Source organism: Leucobacter sp. L43 (genome assembly GCF_016597785.1).
Lineage (GTDB): Bacteria > Actinomycetota > Actinomycetes > Actinomycetales > Microbacteriaceae > Leucobacter > Leucobacter alluvii.
Genome location: NZ_JAENJG010000001.1, coordinates 1,100,118 through 1,123,568 on the forward strand (window position 1 = coordinate 1,100,118; position 23,451 = coordinate 1,123,568).

Sequence of the window (23,451 nt, forward strand, 5' to 3'; positions counted from 1 at the left end):
GCGGTTCCGCCCCTCAGAGCCCGAGAAACTTGTCGAGGTTCCGATCGCTCACGAACAGTGTGAGATAGTCACCGCTCATGGCGTAGTGGAGGGCGTGCGTGTCCGAGGTCAGAACGGCTTCCGGCATCCCCGCGCCCTCCATGGCGGGATTCTCCTCGACGTCCCACCCCTCTGACGCGAGCCCCTCCATCCACGTCTGCACCTCCGGCTGAATCACCGGAGATCCTGTGAGCGTCCACGTCGTGGACGCCGGCGTGAACCCGGTGCCGTCGCGGTAGCCCGACGACTCGCGGGCGTCGCACTCCTCGAACGTCGCCGCCTCAGGGTGCGGGAAATCGCTCCAGCTCTCAGCAGGGGTGTTCTCCACGTGCACGGGAATCCCCGGCTTCGCAGTCTCCTGGAGATGGAAGCGGTAACCGCCGGCGTCAAGGGATTCCCACCCCACGATCTTGGTCGCATCCATTGCGCTGGGGTGATCCTGAATCTGCCCCTCGGCTTTCATGCCTCCGGTGTCGCTGTCACGGATCGAATCCTGCCCGTGCCCCTGCCTCACATCCTCGGGAACGGCGAAAAGATCTTGGATGCTCTCGAGATACTCGCGCGTGCTCTGCTCCGTTGCGTCCGGACTGCTCACGAGGACCGCGAGCAGCGTTCCGTCGCAGGCGTAGTGATTCTCGATCTGGTCGAAACTCACGCCATCGGGAATCGGGAGCGTCATGGTCGTCGGCCAGGGAATGTCACCCTGCGCATCTGCCAGACTGCCTGTCGTCGGCGCCGTCTCGGATGCGTCCGTCCCAGCCTCGGAGCCGGAGGGTGCTTCCGAAGATTCCAGGTGCGCCTCCGATTGCGGTTCCGCGTTCCCGGCGCATGCGGTGGCGCCGAGCAGCAGCAGCGCGGTGAGGGTGAGCGAGAAGGTGCGCGCGAACATGAAGGCCATGGGTTCGACCGTAGTTTCGTCTGGGCGCCTCTCGGGGCTGCTCGCTGTTCAGGTTTGTGCGAAAACCGAGACGCGTGCCTTCCGACCGGGCGTTTCCCGCAGCGCCCCGAGCTGTTCGATGAGCGGCATGTGCTTCGCGGAGAGCCTCATTCGACTGCGGATCACTGCGAAGATCGCGAGGGCGATGAAACCCGTCAGCAGCTTGTCGAGGATCGACGTCGAGAGATTCGAGGTGAAGGTCGCCGCGATGAAGGGCATCCCCGCTTCCTGGAGCGATTCCGAGATTCGACCGATCGCGCCGTACGCGCCTCCTCGGATCGCCACGAGTATCGGTGTCGCGACGAGGCTGCACGCGGTCGCCGCCAGCAGGCTGAGAACGAAGAAGCCCAGAATGTCGTGCCCGAACCGGAAGCGGCGCACGCCATAGCCCCAGACCAGGGCTCCGGTGACGTTGACGAGCGTGAAGGCCATGATGCCCGGCTCGAACATCGGCCCCGTGAGGCCGGTGGCGATCGCGACGGCGACGCCGTACCACGGCCCGAGGGCGATCGAAGCTACGGCGGTGCCCACCATGTCCAGATACACGGGAAGGTCGAGCGGCGCCGCGAGGAACCAGTGGCTGGCGTGGTTGCACACCACGAGCCCGAGGAGCAGCAGCAGCAGCACGGGCGGCGCCGGGAGCCGGCGTGCTGGCTGAGCATCCGATCCCGGGCGGGGAGCACTGCCCGACGGCTCGGCGACGGATGCACGCTCGATCCTCCGAGCGTGCCGGGTGCGCTGCACCCACTGCACCGCTTCCTCTTCGCTCTGCCCGAGGGCGAGGACGATGTCTCGAAGCAGGGCCGGATCCATCCGGCTCCTCCCCGATTGGAAGGCGTTGTAGACCGTCGATCGAGCGGGAATGGCCGCTGCGGCGGAAACCCCTCTCCCGATGCGAAGGTCGGCGATCCGGCGCACGAGTTCCGCGAATGAAACCGGGCCGGCCGCTTCACGGAGCTCTCTGAGGTCTCGAGCGATCCTGTCGAAGCTCTCGGCCTCGCCGTTCTCAGCCTCGCCGTTCTCAGCCTCGCGACGGGGGAACGAGTCGGGGTTCGTCATCTTCCCTCTCCACTGTCGCAGCGCATATGGCTGCCGCGGCATATGGCTGAATCGAACGGCCTCATCATACTCTGAACGGGAGCCGCGACGGCTCCGGATGCGGATCTCATGAAGACTCACTGTCGCGGTAGCCTCTCACGCATGGGCAAGAAAGAGTGGGATCGAAAGCCGATGCCCCGCGACCGCTTCATCACCGTGAAGGCGCGCACGGGATTCTCGTATCACATCGCAGCGCCCGACCTCGGCCCGCTCACGCTCTGCGGGCTCAGCGTGGGCGAAGTACTCGACGACGGCATCGACTTCGCCGACTACGACCGCCGTTGCAAGCCGGAGCACATCGCCCCGCGCGGCTACTGCGCACCGTGCAACCGCGCCTACCTCATCGTGCACGGCGTCCACGAGCCGCGCTGGGACCGCTGGGACGCTGCGCGGAAACGCGATCGCGAGCGACGCGGGTAGCTCATCGCGTTCGACCTCACACGCTCAGGCGCCCCGCAAGCTCTCCGACCCCGTCCCCCGACAGGTGCGGGAGGAACGCGCGCCGCCCCGCCATCACCATGACGAGCGAGAGGATCGGCCCGTGCACGGACGGCCCCTGCCCCGAGCGGAAGTCGGCGTCGCTCGCTTCGAGCGTCAGGCCGCGCACCATCTTCTTGCTGTTCACCGCGAAATCCCGAGTCGAGAAGAAGCGGGCGATCTCGAGCACGCTGCGCGAATCGGGATCGAGCGCCAGCCCGAGAGGGAACGCGATGTCCTGGCTGTGCACGACGACCTCCCCGAGAAAGGCCGCGTAGTCGCGCGTCGGGGTGATCCGGCTCGGCACAGCCGCACGAAAGCGGGCGAGTGTTCCCACCGCATCCGAGCCGCGGTAGCGCTCGATCATGCGGTCGTTGTGCTTCGCAGCGTCGAATCCGGCTCGCACGATGCTCAGCAGCCACGCTGCGGTTCCCGTACTCGCGGCCGCGGTGAGGTGGGCGACGACCTCCTCGACCGTCCACCCGTCGCAGAGGGATGTCGCCTGCCACTCGGCATCCGTGAACCCGCAGAGCACCTGCTCCAATCTGGATCGCTCGGCTCGCACGAGGTTCTCATACGCTTCGCGTTGCATATGCGCCTTTCAGAGGTTCTTCGGCCGCGCTCAGAAGGATCGCCGCAGCATATTCTGGCACGGCGCAGCCCGCAGCACGGCGCTCCGCCTGTCCGCGCCGGCGAGCCCAGCGCCGAAAGCGCGTTTCGGCACCTTCATTCCGCACAGCCGAGCACAACGTGCGCCCTCGCGAGCACGCGCCGCCGCCGCCCCGTCGCCGTCACGGATACCGCACACTGAAGCGCTCGCAGATCACCGGCATGTCGGGCTCGAAGCCGCGCTCGTTCTCGGAATAACGGCGCCAGTAGCGCTCGTGGGTGTCGCGCCAGTCGGCGAGCGTGCGATCCCCTTCCCCTTCGGAGCGGGCGTGCTCGGCGGTCACATCGCAGAACGGTACGGTCTCGATCCGCGTCGTCTCGAGCACTGCTCGCGGCGCCCCGGACCCGTCGAGGATGATGCTGAAGTCACCGACCGCCGGCACCGGATCGCCGCTCGCTTCATAGTCCCAGAGCGACGAGGCTGTGCCCGTCTTCGTTCCGGCGAGCACGAGTTCGAGCAGCTGGTCGGCGTGCTCCGGGATCGCCCCGAACGCCCAGACCTCCGGGAGGTCCTCCGGCAAGGCGGGGTCCTCGGCGCGGCGTTCCTCCCAGAACCGAACGACTGCAGCATCCACACTCATGCTGTGCAATCTATCTCGAACTGCCTGGTCCCGCGCGAATCACATCGCCAGGTAGGCCTCCCGCAGTTCGGGGTAGTACTGGTCGAATCCTGGGCGCTCGGTGCCCTCGGTGGACGCGACGAGCAGGTCGAGGTAGTACTCCCACCCGGGCCCGATCTCGCCGACCTCGTCGTCGGGGGTGAGGTGGTGCACGAAGGTCAGCAAGCAGTCGTCTCCGTCAGCCTCGAGGTGCAGCTCGAGCCGCCACGCGCCGACCTCCTCATCGGACAGGAGCGCGAGAAAGCGCGGAGCCTCGCACGCGAGCACCTTCATCGTGATCTCGGGCTCGTGATCTTCGAACCGCATGCGCACGCGCACCGTGCCGCCGACCCGACGATCACCCTCCCACGGACCGAACCAGGTCTCCGTCAGCTCGGATTCGGTGAGGTGGGCCCAAGCCTCGGCGTCGCTGAGCGACAGCGAACGCACCAGGATCAGGTCTCGTCCGCGTTCGGTTGCGACGACGCGTCCGCTTGCTTCGGTCATGTCGGCCTCCAGGCTCATCGTGCGCGGAATCGAGCATCCCGCATGCACAGCCTAAGCGGCGGCGGCACCCGCCGAGAAAGTTCGCCCCATCGAACTCCCGACACACCCTGTTTCGAGGTCTGATCCGGGCTTCTCCCGATCGCCGGAAACTTGCTACGGTTGCTGCTCGTGCGCCACCGCGCACCGCAACACTGGGAGCACACATGAGCGATTACAACATCGCGAACCCGCACGATTACGACCACCGTCACGCCGACATCGGCGCGGGTTGGCTGCGAGCGAGCGTCTTCGGAGCCATGGACGGCCTCGTGTCGAACCTGGGCCTCATCGCCGGCATCGCCGCGGCGGGCGCCGCACCCGGGATCGTCGCGATCACCGGCATCTCGGGCCTGATCGCAGGCGCGGTCTCGATGGCCCTCGGCGAGTACACCTCGGTGCGCACCGCCAACGAGCAGCTCGACGCCGAGGTACGGATCGAACGAGAAGCGCACCTGCGCAACCCCGAGGGGGAGATGGCCGAGCTCACGGCGCTGCTCGAGAACCTGGGCGTCGAGCCGAGGATCGCGGAGACCGCTGCGGAGCAGGTCCACGCGAACGCGGATCAAGCCGTGCGCGTGCATCTGCTCTCCGAGCTGGGCGTCAGCCCGGAGGAGCAGCCGTCGCCGTGGGTCGCGGCGTTCTCGTCACTGGTGGCGTTCGGCGTGGGGGCGCTGATCCCGATCCTCCCGTTCATCTTCGGGTTCGGCACGCTCGGGTTCGGACTCGCCTTCGGCGGCGTCGGATTGCTCATCGCAGGCGGACTCGCGGCTCGCTTCACGAAGCGCAACTGGCTGATGGGCGCTGCCCGCCAGCTGCTCTTCGGCGGCATCGCCGTCGCCGCGACCTACACGATCGGCTCGTTGCTCGGCGTCTCGGTCGCCTAGCGAGGCGCGGCGAACAGCCTCGCACTCACGCTCGAGCGCGTAGGCTTGAGGCATGCCCAGCGCCGAATTCGTCGAAGCGGTGCTCGACGTCGTCGCGCGCATCCCGCCCGGTCGTGTCATGACGTACGGCGATGTCGGGATCGCGGTCGGTTCCGAAGCGCCACGCGCCGTCGGCCGAGTCATGGCGCTCTACGGCCACGGATCGCCCTGGTGGCGCGTCGTGCCCGCGAGCGGCAACCCGCCGCAGGGTCACGCGGTGCTCGCGCTCCCGCACTATGTCGACGAGGGCACCCCGATCCGCGGTACCGGAGCGCCGCGCGCCGGTACCGCAGCGGCTGCGGCGAGCGCGGAGGTCGCGCACCGCGCCGCACGCTCCGGGGAGTACCGGATCGCGTTATCGGCGGCTCGCCTCCCCTATACGCACGAGATCTACGGAGAGGTGGCGCTGTGAGCGACACGACCGCGAACGAATCCGATTCACCCACCGGCGCCGAATCCGCTCCGAGGCCGCTCCGCCTCGGATTCGCCCGCGGCATCGCCCCGAGCAAGTGGGCGCGACGCTGGAAGGCGGCGACGCCCGGACGCAAGCTCGAACTCGTGCCGCTGGAGGTCGCGTTCGGCTCGCCGCTCGCAGCGCGCAACCAGGAGACGGCCTCCTCGGCCGCCGCGTGCGACGTGCTCATCGAGCGCACCGCGCCCGATGGCAGACCGGCGGACTCCGAGGGCGATGAGAGCCCTCGTCGCGCCATCCGGCTCTACGCAGAATCGCTGGCACTCGTCGTGCCCGCTGACCACGAGCTCGCGGAGCAGGAATCGGTGAGTCTTGCCGAGATCGCGTTCGTCACACTGCTCGATCACCCCGACCATTTCCCGGCATGGCCTGCGCCGCAGCCGTGGGGGGATCCTGAATGGATGCCGAGGGGCCCGCGCGCTGCGCTCTCCCTCGTCGCCACCGGCGCCGGCGCCGTGCTCCTGCCCGTGCCGCTCGCACGGCACCTGATCAACAAGCGCGAGCACACGGTGCTCCCGGTCCGCCCGGAGCCGGGTGAGCGTCCGCTCGACGGTCCCGTCGTCTGGGCGGTGTGGAACGTGGACCGCGACGACGCGACGGTGCAGCACCTCGCGGGCATCCTGCGCGGCCGCACGGCCAACAGCTCTCGGGAGTCGGCCCAGGAAGAGGCGAAGAGCACCGCCAGAGCCCCCCGAGTGCACGCACAGCCGAAGAAGCAGGCGCCCAAGCTCAAGCCGAACTCCCGCGGCGCGCAGTTGCAGGCAGCGAAGGAGAAGGCGGAGCGCAAGAAGGCAGAGGCGCGGCAGGCCAAGCGGCGCAAGCGCCGCTGATCCGGCGTTCGCTACAGGTCAGCCGCGCTGACGCCGAAGGTGCCGCAGGCCGTCGGCCCCTGCTCGTAACCCGTCATGAACCAGCGCTGCCGCTGCTCCGAGGTGCCGTGGCTGAACCGCTCGGGGTTCACCTCGACGCCTGCGGCCTCCATGATGTGGTCGTCCCCCACCGCAGCGGCGGCGCTCATCGCGTCGTCGATCTGCTGCTGCGTCACCGGCTTGAGGTAGGTGACGCCCTGATCATCGGTGACGGTCGACGCGGCCTGCACCCAGGCCCCCGCGAAGCAATCGGCCTGCAGTTCGAGGCGCACCGAACCAGACGTTGGGCCCGTCTCGCGGCCGGCGCCCTGCAGCGAACCGATGAGGTTCGAGACGTGGTGCCCCCACTCATGCGCCAGCACGTACATCTGCGCGAGCGACCCCTCTGACGCTCCGTATTCGTTCGAGAGGGTGTCGAAGAAGGCGACGTCGATGTAGATGGTCTCGTCCGCCGGGCAGTAGAAGGGGCCCGTCGATGCTGAGGCGGCCCCGCACTCGGATTGCGTCAGCCCGTCGAACAGGATCACCGGTCCTGGCGACCGGTAGTTGCCGACCTCATTCGCCCAGTAGCGATCGAGGGAATCAGCCGTGGCATTCATTCGGCACTCGTCATCGGAATTCGCGTTGACGCCGCTCTTGCAGGCGTCGAGCACGGCTTCCGACTGCTCGGAGGTGGTGCCGGCTCCGATCGCCTGCTGCACCGCCGGGGCGAACGGCGTGAGATCGAACCCGAGCAGCTGCGAGCCGAGCGCGAGCAGGAGGGCGATGCCGATGCCGCCACCTGCCACCATGCCACCGGTGCGCGCACCGCTGCGCTTTCTCACCTTGCTGTTGTCGATGCGCACGTTGTCGTTGAACGTCAAGGCTGCTCCTGGAGATGCGAGGGACTGTTCCCGAGCGCGTTTCGCGCGAGAGTACCGATCGTGGTGTGTAGCCGATACTAGTGAGGATTCGGGCGAGCTGTATTCCCCTGGTGCAGGAGCGAGCGCCGCACCGCCTCCTCGCTTACTCGAACGGACGCGACGAAGCAAGCGGGAGCATGTGCACGCGCACTCCCCCTAACCTGGGAAGCATGTCCGACAACGCACACTTCCGACGCCTCCCTCAGGCGATACAGCAATCGGTGACCTCGGGGCTCGATGCTGAAATCGAGGAGAGCTTTCGGCGCATCGACCGCGCGAAGCACGACCCTTCGGTTTCGGAGGCGGATGTGCGAGCGATGGAGAACGACATCGTGACCGCCGGTGAGCTGCGCCGACGTCTGACCGGCGAGTAGTGCGATGAGACCGCAACAGGCGATGAGTCTCGCAGCCGCATCGGTGCTGATGCTGGGTCTTGCATCGTGCGCGCCCGAGAGCGGCGCGTCAGACGAGCGCACCGCGTCGCCCTCGTCGTCTCGCGAGTCGGAACCGTCGCAGAAGCCGAGTTCGGAGCCCGCGCCGACGGAGGAGCCCGCGCCTGAGACCGAGCCGGCTCCCGTCGTGATTCCGGAATGCGAGCAGCTCGTTCCCATCGATGTGGTGCATGAGAGGCTCGGACCGGCGTTCGTCTTCACGCCGGATTCGGGGCCGTTCCGCGACATGCTGCTTGAAGCAGTGGGCCCGTCGGCGCAGGAAGCGATCTCGCGGGCCGAGCAGACGTCGTTCTGCTCGTGGGGCATCCCGCAGTCCGATGGCCTGAATCTGCTGATGGTCGCCGAACTGCCTGCTGATGCCCGAGATGCGTTCCTGGCGGAACTCCGCGCCTCCGAGTTCGTCGAGACCGAAACTGCAGGATCGCCCACGTTCGTATGGGAAGACGAGCCGGGTCTCTCGCAACGATTCCTCTGGTACGGGTTCACCGGTGACCTGCTGGTCATCTCGGTCGGCGCAAGCGCCGACGGCGGGGTCGGCGTGCCCGCGCTCGCGTCGCTCCAGGCCGCGACCTAGAAGATCGACCAGCCGGTGCGCGACGTGAGCTCGTCGAGCGCCGCCATCCCGATGAGCGAGTTGCCGGAGGAGTCGAGGCCGGGGCCCCACACGCAGATCGAGCACACATCGGGAACGATGGCGAGAATACCGCCGCCGACGCCCGATTTCCCGGGAAGCCCGACGCGATAGGCGAACTCGCCTGCAGCGTCGTAGAACCCCGAGGTGAGCATGACGGCGTTCACGCGCTTCGTCTGATTCCCGCTGAGCAGGTGACGGCCATCGGCGCTCTCGCCGCGTCGAGCGAGGAACGCCCCAGCCGCAGCGAGGTCCGTGCAGCTCATCGCGATCGAGCACTGACGCACGTACCGGTCGAGCACCGCGTCCACATCGTTGATCAGGTTGCCGAAGCTCCGCAGCAGGTGCGAGATCGAGGAGTTGCGATCGGCGTGCGCGAGTTCGGACGCGGCCGTGAGCGCGTCGATCGAGATGTCGGGGTTGCCCGATTCCGTGCGCACGAAATCGAGCACGGGATCCTCCGCGTCCGGCGTCAGTGACAGCAGGTGATCGGCGACGACGAGAGCGCCCGCGTTCATGAAGGGGTTGCGCGGAATACCGCGCTTGTACTCGAGCTGCGCCAACGAGTTGAATGCCGCGCCGGAGGGCTCGCGGTCCACCCGCTGCCAGATCTCGTCGCCGTCTCCCGCCATCACCAGCGCGAGCGAGAAGACCTTCGAGATGCTCTGGATGGAGAACTCGACGTCGGCATCGCCCGACGAGACCTGGGTGCCATCGGTCATCATCACGGAGATGCCGAAGTGATCGGGGTTCACCGCGGCGAGACGGGGGATGTAATCGGCGACGCTGCCCGAGCCGATGAGCGGTCGGACGGCCTCGTGCACATCCTCGACGAGTTCTTGGAGATCGATCGTCATCGGCGTCGCTCAGGCCGTGGCGAAGCGATCGGTGGCGCGCACGAGCGCGTCGACGATGCCCGGCTCGCTCGCGGCATGACCCGCGTCGGGAATCATCTCGAACCGCGCTTCGGGCCACGCGCGGTGGAGATCCCAGGCTGTCTCCGGCGGGGTGCACGCGTCGTAGCGGCCCTGCACGATCACACCCGGGATGCTCGCGAGCCTCGCTGCGGCGTCTCGGATCAGCTGCCCCTCATCGAGCCACCCGGCGTTCGAGAAGTAGTGGTTCTCGATCCGCGCGAAGGCGACGGCGCTGGCCGCGTCCTCGCGCACCTTCGCGATGCCCGCGAGGTCGGGGATGAGCCGGATGGTCGAGTTCTCCCACACGGTCCAGGCGAGGCCGGCCGGCACGTGCACCGCAGGGTCCTCATCGAACAGGCGCCGGTGGTATGCCGCAACCAGATCACCGCGCTCCGCCTCAGGGATCACCGAGAGGTACTCCTCCCACACGTCGGGGAAGAGATGCGACGCGCCGTCCTGGTAGAACCAACGGATTTCGCTCGTCCGCAGCGTGAAGATGCCGCGCAGCACGAGTTCGGTCACCCGCTCCGCGTGAGTCTGGGCGTAGGCGAGCGCGAGCGTCGAGCCCCAGGATCCGCCGAATACCTGCCACTGCTCGATGTCGAGCGACTCCCGCAGCCGTTCGATGTCGGCGACGAGATGCCAGGTGGTGTTCGATGAGAGATCGGCGTCGGGCGCGCTCGCGTGCGGCACGCTGCGGCCGCACCCGCGCTGGTCGAACAGCACGATCCGATAGCGCTCCGGATCGAAGTACCGGCGATGATCCGGAGCGCACCCTCCGCCGGGCCCTCCGTGCAGGAAGACGACCGGCTTGCCATCCGGATTCCCGCAGGTCTCCCAGTACACGGAGTGCCCGTCCCCGACATCGAGCATGCCGTGAGCGTAGGGCTCGATGGTCGGGTACAGTTCGCGCAGCGATTCGGTCATACCCCCACCCTAACGAGCAACGGTCGCGCTCGAAGTCGCATCCGGCACCCCGACTCCAGTGGACTCCGGCGCCTCGGTCAGCTGGCTTTCGCCTGCCGGCTCTCGCGCTCGGCGGCCTGCCGCTGCTTCCGCAGCTCCTTCTCGTGCACCGGCCACGTCCCGGCGGCGCGCTGCGCCTCGACGTAGTCGTGCGCCTCCTGCTGCCGCTCCGCTTCGATCCCCGTCGCGATCTCCGCGCGCAGCAGTTCGGGGGTGAGGCCGAACGGCTCGACGAGGTCGAGCGCATGCGGGCGCAGTCGACTGATGAGCCGATCCACGTAGGCCGTGACGGATTCTGCGCGGTGGGGAGAGATACGCCCGGCCGTGAGGTACCAGGCGGCGTTGCGCTCGATGATCCCGAGACCGAACAGATCTCGCAGCCATGTCAGCACCTGTCGAGATCCCGCGTCGGCGATCTTCTCGAGCGCGTCGGTGAAGGCCTCCCACTGCAGCAGCTCACCGTGGGCGCGCGCCGCCTCGATGAGCTTGTACTGCTGCGCGTTGAAGGCGTTCTCGCTGGCGACGGCTCGGGCTCGGCCGTCTTCCTTCGGAATGCCCTTCGTCGCGTCGCGCAGAGCGAGCGCGATGTCGCCGACCATCGTCTGCACCCGATCAGCGAGCAGCTCTCGCTGCGCTTCCGGCGAGCGCATGCTCTCGATCGAGCGGGCGATCTGCCCGAAATCCGCGATGCTCTGCCCGACTCGGCGCAGCCCGAACCGGCTCACGCGATCACCGATCTGATTCACGGCAGCGCGGGTGAGCGTCGCACGGTCGGCATTCTTGAACTGGGCGGCGTAGTCGCTGAGCAATCGCTTGCCGACCAGTTGCAGCAGCACGTTGTTGTCGCCCTCGAATGTCACGTAGATGTCGAGATCGGCGCGGAGGCCGACGATGCGGTTCTTCGCGATGAAGCCGGCGCCGCCGCAAGCCTCGCGCGCCTCTTGCAGTGTGTCGAGTGCGGCCCAGGTCGACAGCGGCTTGAACGCAGCCGCGAGCGTCTCGAGGTCCTCGCGATTCTCATCCGTGTCTTTCGCTCCTGAGAAGACCTCGTCGAAGACGGTCAGCAGGCGCTCGTCAGCGAACTGCATCGCGTACGTCTGCGCGAGGCGAGGAATCAGGCGCCGTTGGTGCAGACCGTAGTCGAGCAGCACCGTCTCACGCCCGGAGGCGCCGGGGAACTGCCGTCGCTCGCTGCCGTAGCGGATGGCGATGCCGAGAGCCGCCTGCATCGCGCGCACGGCCGACCCGTCGAGCGAGACGCGGCCCTGCACGAGCGTGCCGATCATCGTGAAGAAGCGACGCCCCGGGCTCTCGATCTCGGACGAGTAGGTGCCGTCCGGCGCGACATCGCCGTATCGGTTGAGGAGGTTCTCGCGCGGCACGCGCACGTGGGTGAAGTGCAGGCGGCCGTTGTCGATCCCGTTCAGCCCGCCCTTGACCCCGTCGTCCTCGCTGCCGACGCCGGGCAGCATCTCCCCGTCGGGGGTGCGGATCGGCACGTAGAACGCGTGCACGCCGTGATTCACCCCGCGGGTGATGAGCTGGGCGAAGACCACCGCTGCCCGTCCGTGCAGCGCCGCGTTGCCGAGGTAGTCCTTCCACGCACCCGCGAACGGCGTGTGGATCTCGAATTCCTCCGTCGTGGCATCGTAGGTCGCGGTCGTGCCGATCGAAGCGACATCGGATCCGTGGCCGATCTCGGTCATCGCGAACGCGCCAGGGGTCTGCAGATTGATGACGTCGGGGAGCCACTGCTCGTGATGCTTGGCGGTGCCGAGATGCAGGATCGCAGCGCCGAAGAGCCCCCATTGCACGCCGCTCTTGATCTGCAGCGAAGGATCGGCGAGCACGAGCTCCTGGAATGCAGCGATGTTGCCCCCGTGGTTATCGCTCCCGCCGACGGCGGTGGGGAACGCGCGCTGGATGGCTCCGGCCTCGACGAGGATGCTCAGCTGCTCGAGGGCTCGCTCACGATGGTCGTCCATCGACTGCCCGGGAACGGTGTGCAGCCTCGGATCGGCTGCGAGCTTGCGCGACTCCAGTCGCTCCGTCTTCCATTTGCCGAGCAGCGCGTCGCTCACGGCTGCGGTGTCGATTCGGGGGTGGGACGACGAGCTGCGTTCGGCCATCGGAACTCCTTCGAGATGACAGGCGGGACGGCCCTGCTTGGCGAGCCCCGTTGATGCTGTCAGCCTAAAGTCGACCTCTGAGACTGCCAAGCGGAGCGGGTCGCACACACAAACTGAGACGGGCCACGGCCCCGCAACCTTTGTGCACACCCTCCAAACTCGACGGAACTCAGCTGGCGGTATCGTCAATCGCCGATGAGCGCAGTCCGGCGTGATGCAGGGCAGCGCGACGCGAACGAGCGGTCAGCGCAGGAACCGCTTTCCGAATCCCGGTTCCACCTCTCCGAAGAACGACGCCCCGACATCCACCTCGTCGAGCATCTCTCTCGTGCGCGCCTGGCGCGTCGGGGGAATCACGAGCACGACGCTCCCCGTCTTGCCCGCGCGCGCGGTGCGACCCGCACGGTGCAGATAGACTTTCGCGTCCTCGGGCGGATCGGCCTGCACCACGAGATCGACGTCGTCGACGTGGAGCCCTCTCGCGGCGACATCGGTGGCGACGAGCACGGACGCCTTGCCCGACGTGAACTTCGCGAGGTTGAGCTCTCGGCGCGCTTGGCTCAGGTTGCCGTGGAGCGCGGTCACCTTGAGCCCGGCCGTGGAGAGCATCTCAGCGACCTGCTCTGCGTACGCCCGAGTGCGGCAGAAGACGATGGTGCGACCGGGCGCCGACGCGAGTTCGGTGATGACCTCGTCCTTGTGCGCCCGTCGCACCACGAACACCCGGTGCTCCACCGGCATCGCCGCCGCCTCCTCGGCTTCATGGACGACGGGATCGGCGAGGAACTCGGCGACGAGCGCCGACACCGAGGCGTCGAGGGTCGCCGAGAACAGCAGCCGCTGACCGCCGCGAGCCGTCTGACGCAGAACGCGCTGCACGGGCTCCAGGAAGCCGAGGTCGCACATGTGGTCCGCCTCATCGATGACCGAGACGAGCACCTCCCGCAGGTCGAGACGCCGGCGGGTGACGAGATCCTCCACCCGACCCGGGGTTCCGATCACGATGTCGACGCCGCGCTGCAGCGCGTGGATCTGCGGGTCCACCGGCACGCCGCCGACGAGCTGAGCGGTGTAGAAGCCGACGGAACGCGCGAGCGGCTGCACCGTGCGATCGATCTGGAGCGCGAGCTCGCGCGTCGGGGCGAGGATCAGCGCCTTCGGCTTTCTGGTGGCGAGACGCGTGTCGCGCACGCCGCGCTGCTTCTTCGCCGCGGACGGCTTCGGGTCCGACGCGAAGGCGCCCTGAGCTTTCAGCCGCAGAAGACGCTCGACCAGTGCAGCGCCGAAGGCGATCGTCTTGCCCGACCCGGTTCGGGCACGGCCGAGCACGTCACGACCGTCGATCGCGTCGGGAATCGTCGCCGCCTGAATGGGAAACGGCCGATCCGCCCCGAGCTCGCCGAGGACCCGGACGAGATTGCCGCCGAGCCCGAGATCACCGAAGGCGAGACCGGCCACATCGGCTGCTGTGGTGCGTCGAGCGTCAAGACGTTGCGCCGGAACGGCACGCCTGGGCTGAACGGGCGACGACGCTGCGCGCTCCTTCGTCGGCGCGGGCGCGTCCTTCTCGGCTCGCTTGGCGCGCTCCACGGGTGCGACTCCAGGCTCGGTCCGGCGTCCACGATGCCCGCCGGCTCCCTTCGGTTTCCGGTTGGGATCGTAGTTGGCGGGCGGCTTGAAGCCGCCGCGTCGCTTCTGCGCCATGGTTAGCGGGTCTCCCCCGGGTCGGTGCGCGGGCGGGGATCCCGACCGTCGGTCTCGGTGGCGTCAATGGAGGGATCCGCTTCGTCGACCTCCTGCGTCGCCTGCCACATGAGCTGCTCCCAGTCGAGCTCTCCCGTGATCGGGGGCGCCGGTTCGCTCGGCTCCACGTCCGTCTCGATCTCCGCCTCCGCCTCGACCTCGTCGTCGGAGCCTTTCGCTACGTCCGAAACGGGTGACGCGTCGGTGAGGCTCTCGACCGCCGGATCGCGAGCGGCGTCGGCCGCGAAGAGCCGGCTCACGGGGGGAACGACGGGCGCGGGGGGCGAGGAGGACGCGTGATCCGCCCCGTCGACCGCTCCGAGATCGGTCAGCGGGTTGTCATCCCCGGTGAAGCCGAGTCGATCCAGATCGAGCGACATCTGCTGCGTGGACGGCCCCATCGGCTCGTTCACGGTCGCCGGCTCGATGGTGACCGGAGCGTCTTCGGAATCCGACGGGGTCTCCTCAGAGAGATCCGCGGTGCGTCCCGCTGCGTGTTCGGCGGCGGGCACTGCCTCGGGCAGGAGTCCCGGCGACTCTGCGATTCCGTGGGCGGGGGTCTCGTCAGGCACGACCAGCGCCTGCTCCGGGTACGCGGTGTCGCTGTCGCGCGATACCGCGGGAACCGGCTCGGGCGGGGCGATGACGGGATCGACGCCCGGCGCCGATGTCGCGTCGTCGTCGGCGGCAGGCTCGACGTCGAGGGCGTCTTCGACGCGACCCTCACCGTGGTCGGCATGCGACGTGTGTGCGGCAACGCCTCCGGTCGCCGCGCCCGCACCGGTCACCGCAGCCGCACCGGCCGCCGCACCGGCACCGACCGCTCCACCCGCACCAGCGAGCGCCGCAGCCGGGACGGGGCCGAGCGCCGGGCCTCGACGGCGATTCGACGGGCCGCCGCGACGGGGCCCGCGTTCGCGGCGGCGTTCCACGAGGTAGTAGAGCGTCGGGAGCACGACGAGCGTCAACACGGTCGAGGAGAGCAGACCGCCGATCACTACGACCGCGAGCGGCTGGGAGATGAAGCCGCCCTTTCCGGTGATGCCGAGCGCCATCGGGGTGAGCGCGAGGATCGTGGCGAGCGCCGTCATCACGATCGGGCGGAGTCGCTGCAGGGATCCGTGCAGCACGGCATCGCGGAGGGCGTCTCCGCGCATTCGATACTGATTCACGAGGTCGATGAGCACGATCGCGTTCGTCACGACGATGCCGATGAGCATGAGCACACCGATCAGCGACGCGACGCCCAGCGGGATGCCGGTGACGATGAGCAGCAGGATGGCCCCCGTCGCAGCGAAGGGTACGGAGATCAGGAGCAGCAGCGGTTGCAGCAGGCTGCGGAAGGTCGCGACCATCACCACGTACACGATGAGGATGGCTGCCAGCAGCGCGAGTCCGAGCTGCTCGAAGGCATCGGCCTGCTGCGAGAGCACGCCTCCGACGCTCGCGCTCGCACCCGCGGGAAGTTCGAGGGTCTCGAGCGCGGCAGTGACCTCGGCGCTCGCCGTGCCGAGGTCGTCGCCCTTCGGCAACGCCGATACTGTGACGGATCGCACGCCGTCCTCCGTGCGCACGGTCACCGGCCCGTCCGCGACCTCCACGAGGGCGAGGCTGCTCAGCGGCTGCGGGCCGGCCGCGGTCTGGATCGTGAGCGCGGCGACGCCTGCCGGGTCCGTCGGCGCCACAGCGTTGGCGAGGTACACCGAAACGGTGTCGGCGTCCATCGTGATCGTACCGATCTGAGCGGGCTGCATCTGCTGCGCGACCTGGCCGGCGACGCCCGCCTCGGTGAGGCCGGCCTGCGCCGCGAGCGTGCGGTCGACCGCGATGCGGAGGAACTCGCGCGATGCACCCAGGTCGCTCTCGACCTGCTGCAGACTGCTCTCGTCCTGCAGTGCGGCGACGACTGCGTCACTCGCTTCGGCCAGGGTCTCCTGATCCGGGGCCGTGACGTCGACCTCGATCGCACTGGACGAGGTCACGCCTCCTCCTGACTGCCCCAGCGAGAACTCCCCGGCGCCCTCGAGCTGGTCCACGGCGGCGCGGATGTCGTCTTGCACGCGAGCCTGGTCGGCGTCCGGGTCAGTCGTGATCGCGTAGTTCACGGCGCCATCGCCGCCGCCGCCGCCGAACAGCGCTCCGGCTCCGCCTGCGCTGCCGATCGTCACCTGCACGCTCTCGATCGCGGAGACCTCGTTCAACGCCTGCTCGACGTCCTCCGCCTGCGCGAGCTGCGCCTCGAGACTGGTGCCTGGCGCGAGGTTCTGCACGAGACCGACCGAGTTCTGCTCGTCGGATCCGAGGAAGCTCGTCTTCATGAACGGGCTCGCGGCGATCGTCCCGGCGAACACGACGACCGCGATGAGCAACGTGATCGCCGGGCGACGCAGGGTCCACTCGATGATGGGCCGGTACCGGCGCTGCAACGCCGTCGGGTGCGCATCGATCTCCGCACCGGAGCTGCGCGGCTGCTCGTCGGCGACGGCGCCCGCGCCGGTGTCGACGCCGCTCCCGGCGGTGACGAACCCGCGTCGACGCCGCGACGGGCCCGTGCGCAGGAACCAGTAGGCGAGCACCGGCACGATCGTGAGCGATACGAGCAACGACGCGACCAGAGCGATCGTCACCGTGAATGCGAACGGCCGGAAGAGCTCGCCCACCATCCCCGCGACGAAGGCCATCGGCAGGAAGACGGCGACGGTCGTCACGGTCGACGCCGTGATCGCTCCAGCCACCTCTCGCACGGCGCCGATGATCACCGCCGACCGCTCCCCTCCATCGGCGAGGTGGCGCTTAATGTTCTCGATCACGACGATCGAATCGTCGACGACGCGACCGATCGAGATCGTCAAGGCGCCCAGCGTGAGCAGGTTGAGCGTGTAATCGGCGAAGTTCAGGCCGACGAAGGTGAGCAGCACCGAGGTCGGAATCGAGATCGCCGTCACGAGCGTCGCTCGGATCGACATCAGGAAGACGAGGATCACGAGCACCGCGAAGACGAGCCCCAGCAGGCCTTCTGTGGTGAGCGTCTCGATCGACTGCTCGACGTACGGCGCCTGATCGAAGATCACGGTCAGCTTCGCGCCGCCGAGCTGATCCTGCAGCTCATCGAGCTTCTCCTGCACGGCGTGCGAGACGTCCACCGTATTCGCCGCAGAGGTCTTCGTGACGCCGATCGTCAGCGCCGGCGCGCCGTCCACTCGCGAGATGCTCTGCTCCGGCCCGGGCTCGAGACGGACGTCGGCGACCGCGCCGATCGTCGCCGGCGCGGCGGGCGCCGCTGCCTCGCCGTCGAGCTGACCGGGGGATTGCGGAGCCTGCTGCTGCGCAGCCAGCTGCTCGGCGCCCAGCGCGATGGGGAGCGCGGCGATCTCATCGGCCGATTCGAGCTCGGTGCCCGCTTGCACGGCGAGGGTTCGATCCCCCTCGGTCACCGATCCTGCAGCGATCAGCACGCCGCTCTGCTGCAGCGTGTCGGTGATGGACTGCGGGCTCAGACCCTGTGCCGCGAGGGCTTCGAGATTCGGCTGGATCGTGACCCGCTCGGGTCGTGCGCCGCTCAGCTGCGCGTCGCGAACGCCGTCGAGGTCTGAGAGGTCGGGGATCGCGGTGCGCTCGACCAGTGCCGCGGTCGACTGCAGGTCCTCCCCTTCGGCGGGAGTCACCGCGATCTGGATCACGGGGAAGTCATCGATGGTGCCGGAGAGCACTTGCGTGTCCGCGGCTTCCGGGAGCACCTGGGAGATGCGGCTGATCGCCCGCTCGACCTTCTGCTCCGTCGAGGCGAGATCGACGCCATAGGTGAACTCTGCGAGCACCGTCGACGTTCCCGTGCTCGACGTCGCCGAAGAGGTCTCGAGCTGCGGCACTCCGCGCAAGGCGGTCTCGATCGGCATCGAGACGTCGTTGTTGACGACCTCAGGAGAAGCGCCCGGGTAGCTCGTCACCACCGCGATGGTCGGGAACTGCACCGACGGCATGAGTTCTTGCTTGAGCGATCCGGCTCCGATCACCCCGAACACGGCTGCGACGATCGTGACGAGCGCGATCAGCGCGCGGTTCTTGAGGCTCAGCGCCGTAAGGAGGTGCATGGGCTTGATTATCCCATGCAGCACCCGCTCCCGATGCGGCACCGGTGTGGCCTCTCCCGCGCCGGAAGGGAGATAATACTGGAATGCCGCAGCCCCGCACCCGCCGAACGCTCGGTGCCGTATCCCCCGTCGACTTCCAGCGCCTCGCCGAATTGAGACGCATGCAGGCCATCGCCGTCGGCCTGCTCATCGCGATGGCGGTGCTCTTCGTGGTCTCATTCATCTTGCAGTCGCGCTTCCCCGGTTGGGGCTTCGTCCGCGCCGCGAGCGAAGGAGGAATGGTCGGCGCCCTTGCCGATTGGTTCGCCGTCACCGCACTGTTCCGGCATCCGCTCGGGATCAAGATCCCGCACACCAATCTCATCTCGCAGAAGAAGGACGACATCGGCGAGGGGCTCGGCTCCTTCGTCGAGGAGAACTTCCTCGCCGAGGACGTCGTGCACGACAAGCTCTCCCAGATCAGCGGAGCGCGGCGGGCCGGTGAATGGCTCGTGGAACGTCAGAACGCCGAGCGGGTGAGCGCCATGGTGGCGACAGCGAGCCTCGGCGCGCTCGCGGTGCTCGATGACGACGATGTGCAGGAGCTTCTCGAGGTGCTCGTGCGTCGCCACGTCATCGATCCCGAATGGAGCCCGCTGCTCGGGCGAGCGGCGGAATCGTTCGTCGCCGGGGGCCACCACGAGGCGCTGCTCGATATCGCCGCCGAGCGCCTCGAAGGGTGGCTCGTGGAGCATCCGGACGCGTTCGACCGCGTCGTGTCGTCACGGCTGCCGTCGTGGATGCCGGGCATCGTCGACCGGTTCGTCGACCACCGTCTGCACACCGAGGCCGTTCGCTTCGTGCAGAGCGTCGCCGTCGAGCGCGATCATCCCTTCCGCATCGCCATGAGCAAGTTCCTGTCCGACCTCGCGGGAGACCTGCAGTCGCAGGAGCGCTTGCAGGGGCAGCTCGAAGCGTTCAAGCACGGCGTCTTCGACAGCCCGCGCATCAGGGCGCTCGCGCAGAGCACGTGGCAGACCGCTCGCGCCGCCATCGTCGAGATGCTCGAAGACGCCGAGAGCGATCTGCGCACTCGCATGGTGCGCGCTGCACAGGACTTCGGGCTCAAGCTGCAGGAGGATGCGACGCTGCAGTACAAGATCGACGTCTGGGTGATGGAAGTCGTCGAGCGTCTCGTGCGCACGTACCGGCACGACCTCGCCAACGTCATCTCAGAGACCGTGCAGCGGTGGGATGCTCGGGAGGCCGCTGAGAAGATCGAGCTCCAGGTCGGCAAGGATCTGCAGTTCATCCGCATCAACGGCACCGTGGTCGGCTCGCTCGCCGGCCTCGCCATCTACGCGATGGCGACCCTCGTGATCGCGCCCCTGGCCGGCATCTCCCACTAGCCGCCGACCGGATCGCGGACGCGACGCACGCGCCCCCGCACGCCCGGTCTCCCCGGCAGCGGGAGGGATCGCCTCACTCGTAGGCGATCGGGAGCAGGAGGTCCTGCACGCGATCCGCGGCGGCAGTGTGGTCGGCGCGCGTCGCAATCGCGCATCGCGTCTCCCGGCAGTCGAGGCCTTCTCCCGACGCTTCGGGCATGGTGAGCGTCACCGAGAAGTCGCCCGCGGTTGCATCCGCGTACCGGTGCGTCGCGAAATTGCGCCAGGCCCAGTCGTTCGTCACCCATGCGCTCGTCAGCTGGGAGTCGTCCACGTCACCGGTCTCGGCGCCCTCCGGTATCCCTCCGAGGCAGGGTCCTGGTTTCTCACCGGTCACCTCGGGAATCGCGCAGACCGCGACGTATATGCCGATACCGGCATCGAAGCCGGAGCCCTCGATCCGGATCGTTTCACCCGGCTTCACCGCGTCGAGCCTCGCCGGCCCGTTCTCGTCGAAGGCGCTCAGCGTTCTCACTCGCCCATCCGCGCCACGCGCGGACGTCTCGGGCACGATGTCCGCGGGAATCTCCTGACCGGAGCCCCCTGCACTGCGATGGAGCAGGATGGGCGCGGTCACGGCGACGACTGCGACCAGCACCAGAGCGGCCACGATCAGGAGCGCGACGAGCACGATTCTGGAGGGGCGGACGCGCGTCGAAGACATGTCCACATGCTAACGCGCTGCGTTCGTCGCGCAGGTTCATCATGCTAGAATCTGCACCATACGTCTATGAACTGGTATCTGCCTCGGGGATCACATCTCGCGGGGCCCGACTGTGTAAGGGGGTCACGCATGGGGCGCGGCCGTCAGAAGGCAAAGCACACCAAGGTCGCCAGGGAGCTGAAGTATTTCAGCCCCGACACGAACTACTCTGCGCTGCAACAGGAACTCTCAGCGGCTGAGGCTGCAGAGGCGTCTCGAGTGCGAGAGGAAGACCCTTGGGCGGAATATGCCAGTAAGTACAACGCGGACGATGACGACGAGGATTGATTCTCGGTTCGCACAGCGCGCTTCGGCTTGACGAGTAAGGGCCCCTCCGACAGGAGGGGCCCTTACTCGTAGCTTGAGTGGGTGATCAGGCGCCCTTGCCCTGCGCGGCGACGGCTGCCGCTCCGGCTGCAGCGGCTTCCGGGTCGAGGTAGCGTCCCGCGCCGTTCGGCGTCCCATCCGCGTTGATGTCGTAGACGAGCGGCATACCCGTCGGGATGTTCACCCCGGCGATGTCGGTGTCCGAGATCCCGTCGAGGTGCTTCACGAGTGCGCGGAGTGAATTGCCGTGCGCGGTGACGAGCACCGTCTTGCCGGCATTCAGGTCGGGCAGAATGCTCTGCTCCCAGTAGGGCAGCATGCGATCGATCACGTCGGCGAGGCACTCGGTCCTCGGTCGCTCACCGTCGATGTCGGCATAGCGCGGATCGTCGGCCTGCGACCACTCGCTCGCGTCGTCGAGCGCGGGGGGCGGGGTGTCGAACGAACGCCGCCACTCCATGAACTGCTCCTCGCCGTACTTCTCCAGCGTCTCAGCCTTGTCGAGGCCCTGCAGGGCGCCGTAATGCCGCTCGTTGAGACGCCACGAACGACGAACCGGGACCCAGAGCCGATCGGCGCTGTCGAGTGCGAGGTGAGCGGTCTGAATCGCGCGGCTCAGCAGCGAGGTGTGCAGCACATCGGGGAGCAGACCTGCCTCGGCGAGCAGCTCGCCTCCGCGCTTCGCCTCGGCGCGCCCCTGGTCGGTGAGCCGCACATCGACCCAGCCGGTGAACAGGTTCTTCTGGTTCCACTCGCTCTGCCCGTGACGGAGCAGGATCAACGTATTCGTCATGCTCACCAGTCTATGGGGAGACCACCGCTCCCCGCCGCGCGGCTCATAGACGTTTCAACCGCGGCACCGAGCGTGCAGCGCCGGCGCTCGACGGAACGATGACCTCCTGCGTTGCGGCGATCGGGTCGCCCGGCGCGGCCTGCGGGTCGGCGCCCTCCGAGCCGCCGCGGACTTCGAGTGCGACGTCTTCGGCGACGGATCGCTTGAGCAGTGCGAGAGCGATGCCGCCCCACTCGTGGTGCAGCGCGGCGCGCGTGACGCGGCCGACCGGCCGTGCCCCCGGCTCCGTGGCTGAACCCGGCCCGGCGAACACGAGCGCTCCGGCCACCGGCAGCTCACCGCCGGTGCCGTCGAGGTGGAGCAGCGCGAGACGACGGGGCGGATGCCCCAGGTTGTGCACTTTCGCCACGGTCTCCTGACCGCGGTAGCAGCCCTTCGTGAGGTGGACGGCGGTGCGCAACCAATCGAGCTCGTGCGGAATCGTGCGTTCATCGACGTCCCCCGCCTGCGAGGGTCGCCACGCTCGCACCTCGAGCGCATCGAGTGCGAGCACGCCCGCTGCGCGCACGGCACCGCGGGTCACGAGGTCGACCACGGATGCGAGGCGTTCGCGTTCGAAGACGAAGTGGGTGGCCGACCAGTGCGCACCCGCGTGCTCCGCATCGTCCCGGGCGTACTGCACGCCTCCGCGTGCCACCGCGGACCAGGGGTCTCGCCACTCGACCGCAGGTCCGAGGCTGTGCAGGGCGTCGCGTGCGTCGCCCTCGAAGGCGAGCACCGTCGCGTACTTCTCGCTGCGGTCCTCCACCTCGACGCGCAATGCGAAGCGCATTCGCGTGAGGAACGCGGCAAGGGGGGCCGCTGAGCCGGCGTCGACCAGCAGCCACGTCCGCTCACCGTCATCGACGACGCGCACGGCGCGCTCGATTCGCCCATTCGGGTCGAGCAGAAGCGACTCGGTGCTCTCGCCCGGTCGGAGCGCGAGCAGATGCTGACTCGTCATGGAGTGCAGCCAACTCAGTCGATCCGCCCCCGATACGACGACGATGCCGTGATGCGAGAGGTCGACGATTGCGCCTCCCGCTTCCAGCGCTCGCTGCTCGAGCAGCGGCTCGCCGTAGTGCGACGCTACGCCCTCGTCCGATGCAACGCGCCCCGGCAGCTCGGAGAACGGCGTCACGTCGACTCCGCGCCCCTCGGCGTCGCTCTCGAGAACGCTCAGCGCTGTCCCTTGAAGAGCTTGTAGATGACCGTGCCCGACACCCAGGCGATCGCGAGTGAGGCCAGGCCGAGCAGGCCGAGGTAGAAGAGTTCGAGCGCGAGAAGCATGACGACAGTCTACATCGCCTGCGCGACTTCTCGGTTAGAGGACGAGTCCGACCACGTCGATGATCGCGATGATGACCACCGAACCCGCCACGCTGAACGAGACACGCGTGATGAACCCTTCGCGCTGCGCGGTGCCGAGCTGCAGTGCGAACGTCACGAGCGCTGAGACTCCCACCGCGAGCACGAGCCACGAGAAGCGTTCTTCTGGCGCGGTGAGCAGGGTGACGAGCGTGCCCATGACGGCCGCCGCCGCCCAAGCGAGGATCAGCCGCGGTACGTGCCAGGAGTGCGCATCGGGCATCTCCGCGGTCTCGGGGGGCATCTCGGTCATTGCGCCATTCTTCCACACGCCGCGAAACAGCCCGGCGAGCTCGAAACACTCGCGAAACGGGGGCGAAACAGGCCGCACAGT

At 68.2% G+C, this 23,451-nt stretch carries 23 protein-coding genes; 8 read left to right on the forward strand and 15 right to left on the reverse strand.

Features of this window, described 5'->3' with window-relative positions; genetic code table 11:
• Positions 1–13: 13 nt before the first annotated feature.
• Both JE033_RS05190 and JE033_RS05195 read right to left on the reverse strand, forming a co-directional pair.
• Complete coding sequence (locus JE033_RS05190) at positions 14–937, reverse strand: hypothetical protein (protein ID WP_200329889.1); 924 nt, start codon at positions 935–937, stop codon at positions 14–16.
• Positions 938–985: 48 nt separating this feature from the next.
• Entirely contained in the window at positions 986–2,035 is a 1,050-nt protein-coding gene (locus tag JE033_RS05195) for an ECF transporter S component (protein WP_200329891.1), read from the reverse strand.
• Between the two features lie 141 nt (positions 2,036–2,176).
• On the opposite strand from JE033_RS05195, the gene JE033_RS05200 reads away from it, so the two are divergent.
• Positions 2,177–2,494 (forward strand): hypothetical protein, encoded by a 318-nt coding sequence (locus tag JE033_RS05200; protein WP_090146996.1) that lies wholly within the window; start codon positions 2,177–2,179, stop codon positions 2,492–2,494.
• A gap of 16 nt (positions 2,495–2,510) precedes the next feature.
• Here JE033_RS05200 and JE033_RS05205 read toward each other — a convergent pair whose 3' ends face one another.
• From JE033_RS05205 to JE033_RS05215, 3 genes are all read right to left on the reverse strand, one after another.
• Positions 2,511–3,143, reverse strand: a complete 633-nt coding sequence (locus tag JE033_RS05205) for a maleylpyruvate isomerase family mycothiol-dependent enzyme (protein ID WP_200329893.1) — start codon at positions 3,141–3,143, stop codon at positions 2,511–2,513.
• 199 nt (positions 3,144–3,342) lie between these two features.
• Positions 3,343–3,801 (reverse strand): ASCH domain-containing protein, encoded by a 459-nt coding sequence (locus JE033_RS05210; protein ID WP_090146994.1) that lies wholly within the window; start codon positions 3,799–3,801, stop codon positions 3,343–3,345.
• A gap of 39 nt (positions 3,802–3,840) precedes the next feature.
• Entirely contained in the window at positions 3,841–4,326 is a 486-nt protein-coding gene (locus JE033_RS05215; RefSeq protein ID WP_200329895.1) for an SRPBCC family protein, read from the reverse strand.
• Positions 4,327–4,529: 203 nt separating this feature from the next.
• On the opposite strand from JE033_RS05215, the gene JE033_RS05220 reads away from it, so the two are divergent.
• Genes JE033_RS05220 through JE033_RS14635 form a run of 3 tightly spaced genes read left to right on the forward strand, consistent with a single transcriptional unit; the run spans position 4,530 to position 6,590 of the window.
• Positions 4,530–5,249 carry a VIT1/CCC1 transporter family protein gene (locus tag JE033_RS05220; protein ID WP_200329897.1) on the forward strand — a complete coding sequence of 240 codons (720 nt, stop codon included), beginning with the start codon at positions 4,530–4,532 and terminating at the stop codon, positions 5,247–5,249.
• Between the two features lie 52 nt (positions 5,250–5,301).
• The gene (locus JE033_RS05225; RefSeq protein WP_200329899.1) at positions 5,302–5,700 is read left to right on the forward strand and encodes an MGMT family protein; all 399 of its coding nucleotides are present in this window, start codon (positions 5,302–5,304) and stop codon (positions 5,698–5,700) included.
• A complete protein-coding gene (locus JE033_RS14635; RefSeq protein ID WP_090146987.1) occupies positions 5,697–6,590 on the forward strand; it encodes a LysR substrate-binding domain-containing protein in 894 nt (297 codons plus the stop codon). Before JE033_RS05225 ends, JE033_RS14635 begins: the two co-directional genes overlap by 4 nt.
• 11 nt (positions 6,591–6,601) lie before the next feature.
• Here the strand turns inward: JE033_RS14635 and JE033_RS05235 are convergent, their stop codons facing one another.
• Complete coding sequence (locus JE033_RS05235) at positions 6,602–7,492, reverse strand: neutral zinc metallopeptidase (protein WP_200329901.1); 891 nt, start codon at positions 7,490–7,492, stop codon at positions 6,602–6,604.
• Positions 7,493–7,701: 209 nt separating this feature from the next.
• On the opposite strand from JE033_RS05235, the gene JE033_RS05240 reads away from it, so the two are divergent.
• Both JE033_RS05240 and JE033_RS05245 read left to right on the forward strand, forming a co-directional pair.
• Positions 7,702–7,905: a hypothetical protein gene (locus JE033_RS05240; RefSeq protein WP_200329903.1), complete on the forward strand. Its 204-nt coding sequence runs from the start codon at positions 7,702–7,704 to the stop codon at positions 7,903–7,905.
• 4 nt (positions 7,906–7,909) lie between these two features.
• Positions 7,910–8,557: a hypothetical protein gene (locus JE033_RS05245; protein ID WP_200329905.1), complete on the forward strand. Its 648-nt coding sequence runs from the start codon at positions 7,910–7,912 to the stop codon at positions 8,555–8,557.
• Here JE033_RS05245 and JE033_RS05250 read toward each other — a convergent pair.
• The 5 genes from JE033_RS05250 to JE033_RS05270 all read right to left on the reverse strand — a co-directional run bounded on the left by JE033_RS05250 (position 8,554) and on the right by JE033_RS05270 (position 18,460).
• Positions 8,554–9,471 (reverse strand): glutaminase, encoded by a 918-nt coding sequence (locus JE033_RS05250; protein ID WP_200329907.1) that lies wholly within the window; start codon positions 9,469–9,471, stop codon positions 8,554–8,556. The genes JE033_RS05245 and JE033_RS05250 overlap by 4 nt on opposite strands.
• Positions 9,472–9,480: 9 nt before the next feature.
• Complete coding sequence (pip, locus tag JE033_RS05255; RefSeq protein WP_200329910.1) at positions 9,481–10,458, reverse strand: prolyl aminopeptidase; 978 nt, start codon at positions 10,456–10,458, stop codon at positions 9,481–9,483.
• Positions 10,459–10,535: 77 nt separating this feature from the next.
• Complete coding sequence (locus JE033_RS05260) at positions 10,536–12,626, reverse strand: acyl-CoA dehydrogenase (RefSeq protein WP_200329912.1); 2,091 nt, start codon at positions 12,624–12,626, stop codon at positions 10,536–10,538.
• Between the two features lie 243 nt (positions 12,627–12,869).
• On the reverse strand, positions 12,870–14,330 hold the full coding sequence (locus JE033_RS05265; RefSeq protein WP_200329914.1) for a DEAD/DEAH box helicase: 1,461 nt from the start codon (positions 14,328–14,330) through the stop codon (positions 12,870–12,872).
• A 2-nt stretch (positions 14,331–14,332) separates the two neighbouring features.
• Positions 14,333–18,460, reverse strand: coding sequence for an efflux RND transporter permease subunit (locus JE033_RS05270; RefSeq protein WP_200329916.1), 4,128 nt, complete (start codon positions 18,458–18,460; stop codon positions 14,333–14,335).
• An 83-nt stretch (positions 18,461–18,543) separates the two neighbouring features.
• On the opposite strand from JE033_RS05270, the gene JE033_RS05275 reads away from it, so the two are divergent.
• Entirely contained in the window at positions 18,544–19,848 is a 1,305-nt protein-coding gene (locus JE033_RS05275; protein WP_090146964.1) for a DUF445 domain-containing protein, read from the forward strand.
• Between the two features lie 73 nt (positions 19,849–19,921).
• On the opposite strand, the gene JE033_RS05280 is transcribed toward JE033_RS05275, so the two are convergent.
• Positions 19,922–20,551 (reverse strand): hypothetical protein, encoded by a 630-nt coding sequence (locus JE033_RS05280; protein ID WP_200329918.1) that lies wholly within the window; start codon positions 20,549–20,551, stop codon positions 19,922–19,924.
• A 129-nt stretch (positions 20,552–20,680) separates the two neighbouring features.
• Here JE033_RS05280 and JE033_RS05285 point away from each other — a divergent pair, with 129 nt between their 5' ends.
• Positions 20,681–20,878, forward strand: coding sequence for a DUF3073 domain-containing protein (locus tag JE033_RS05285; RefSeq protein WP_090146959.1), 198 nt, complete (start codon positions 20,681–20,683; stop codon positions 20,876–20,878).
• 85 nt (positions 20,879–20,963) lie between these two features.
• Here the strand turns inward: JE033_RS05285 and JE033_RS05290 are convergent, their stop codons facing one another.
• From JE033_RS05290 to JE033_RS05300, 3 genes are all read right to left on the reverse strand, one after another.
• Positions 20,964–21,710, reverse strand: coding sequence for a phosphoglyceromutase (locus JE033_RS05290; protein WP_234037098.1), 747 nt, complete (start codon positions 21,708–21,710; stop codon positions 20,964–20,966).
• 43 nt (positions 21,711–21,753) lie between these two features.
• Positions 21,754–22,890, reverse strand: coding sequence for a folate-binding protein YgfZ (locus JE033_RS05295; RefSeq protein WP_200329920.1), 1,137 nt, complete (start codon positions 22,888–22,890; stop codon positions 21,754–21,756).
• 183 nt (positions 22,891–23,073) lie between these two features.
• Positions 23,074–23,370, reverse strand: a complete 297-nt coding sequence (locus JE033_RS05300) for a hypothetical protein (protein WP_090146952.1) — start codon at positions 23,368–23,370, stop codon at positions 23,074–23,076.
• Positions 23,371–23,451 lie beyond the last annotated feature (81 nt).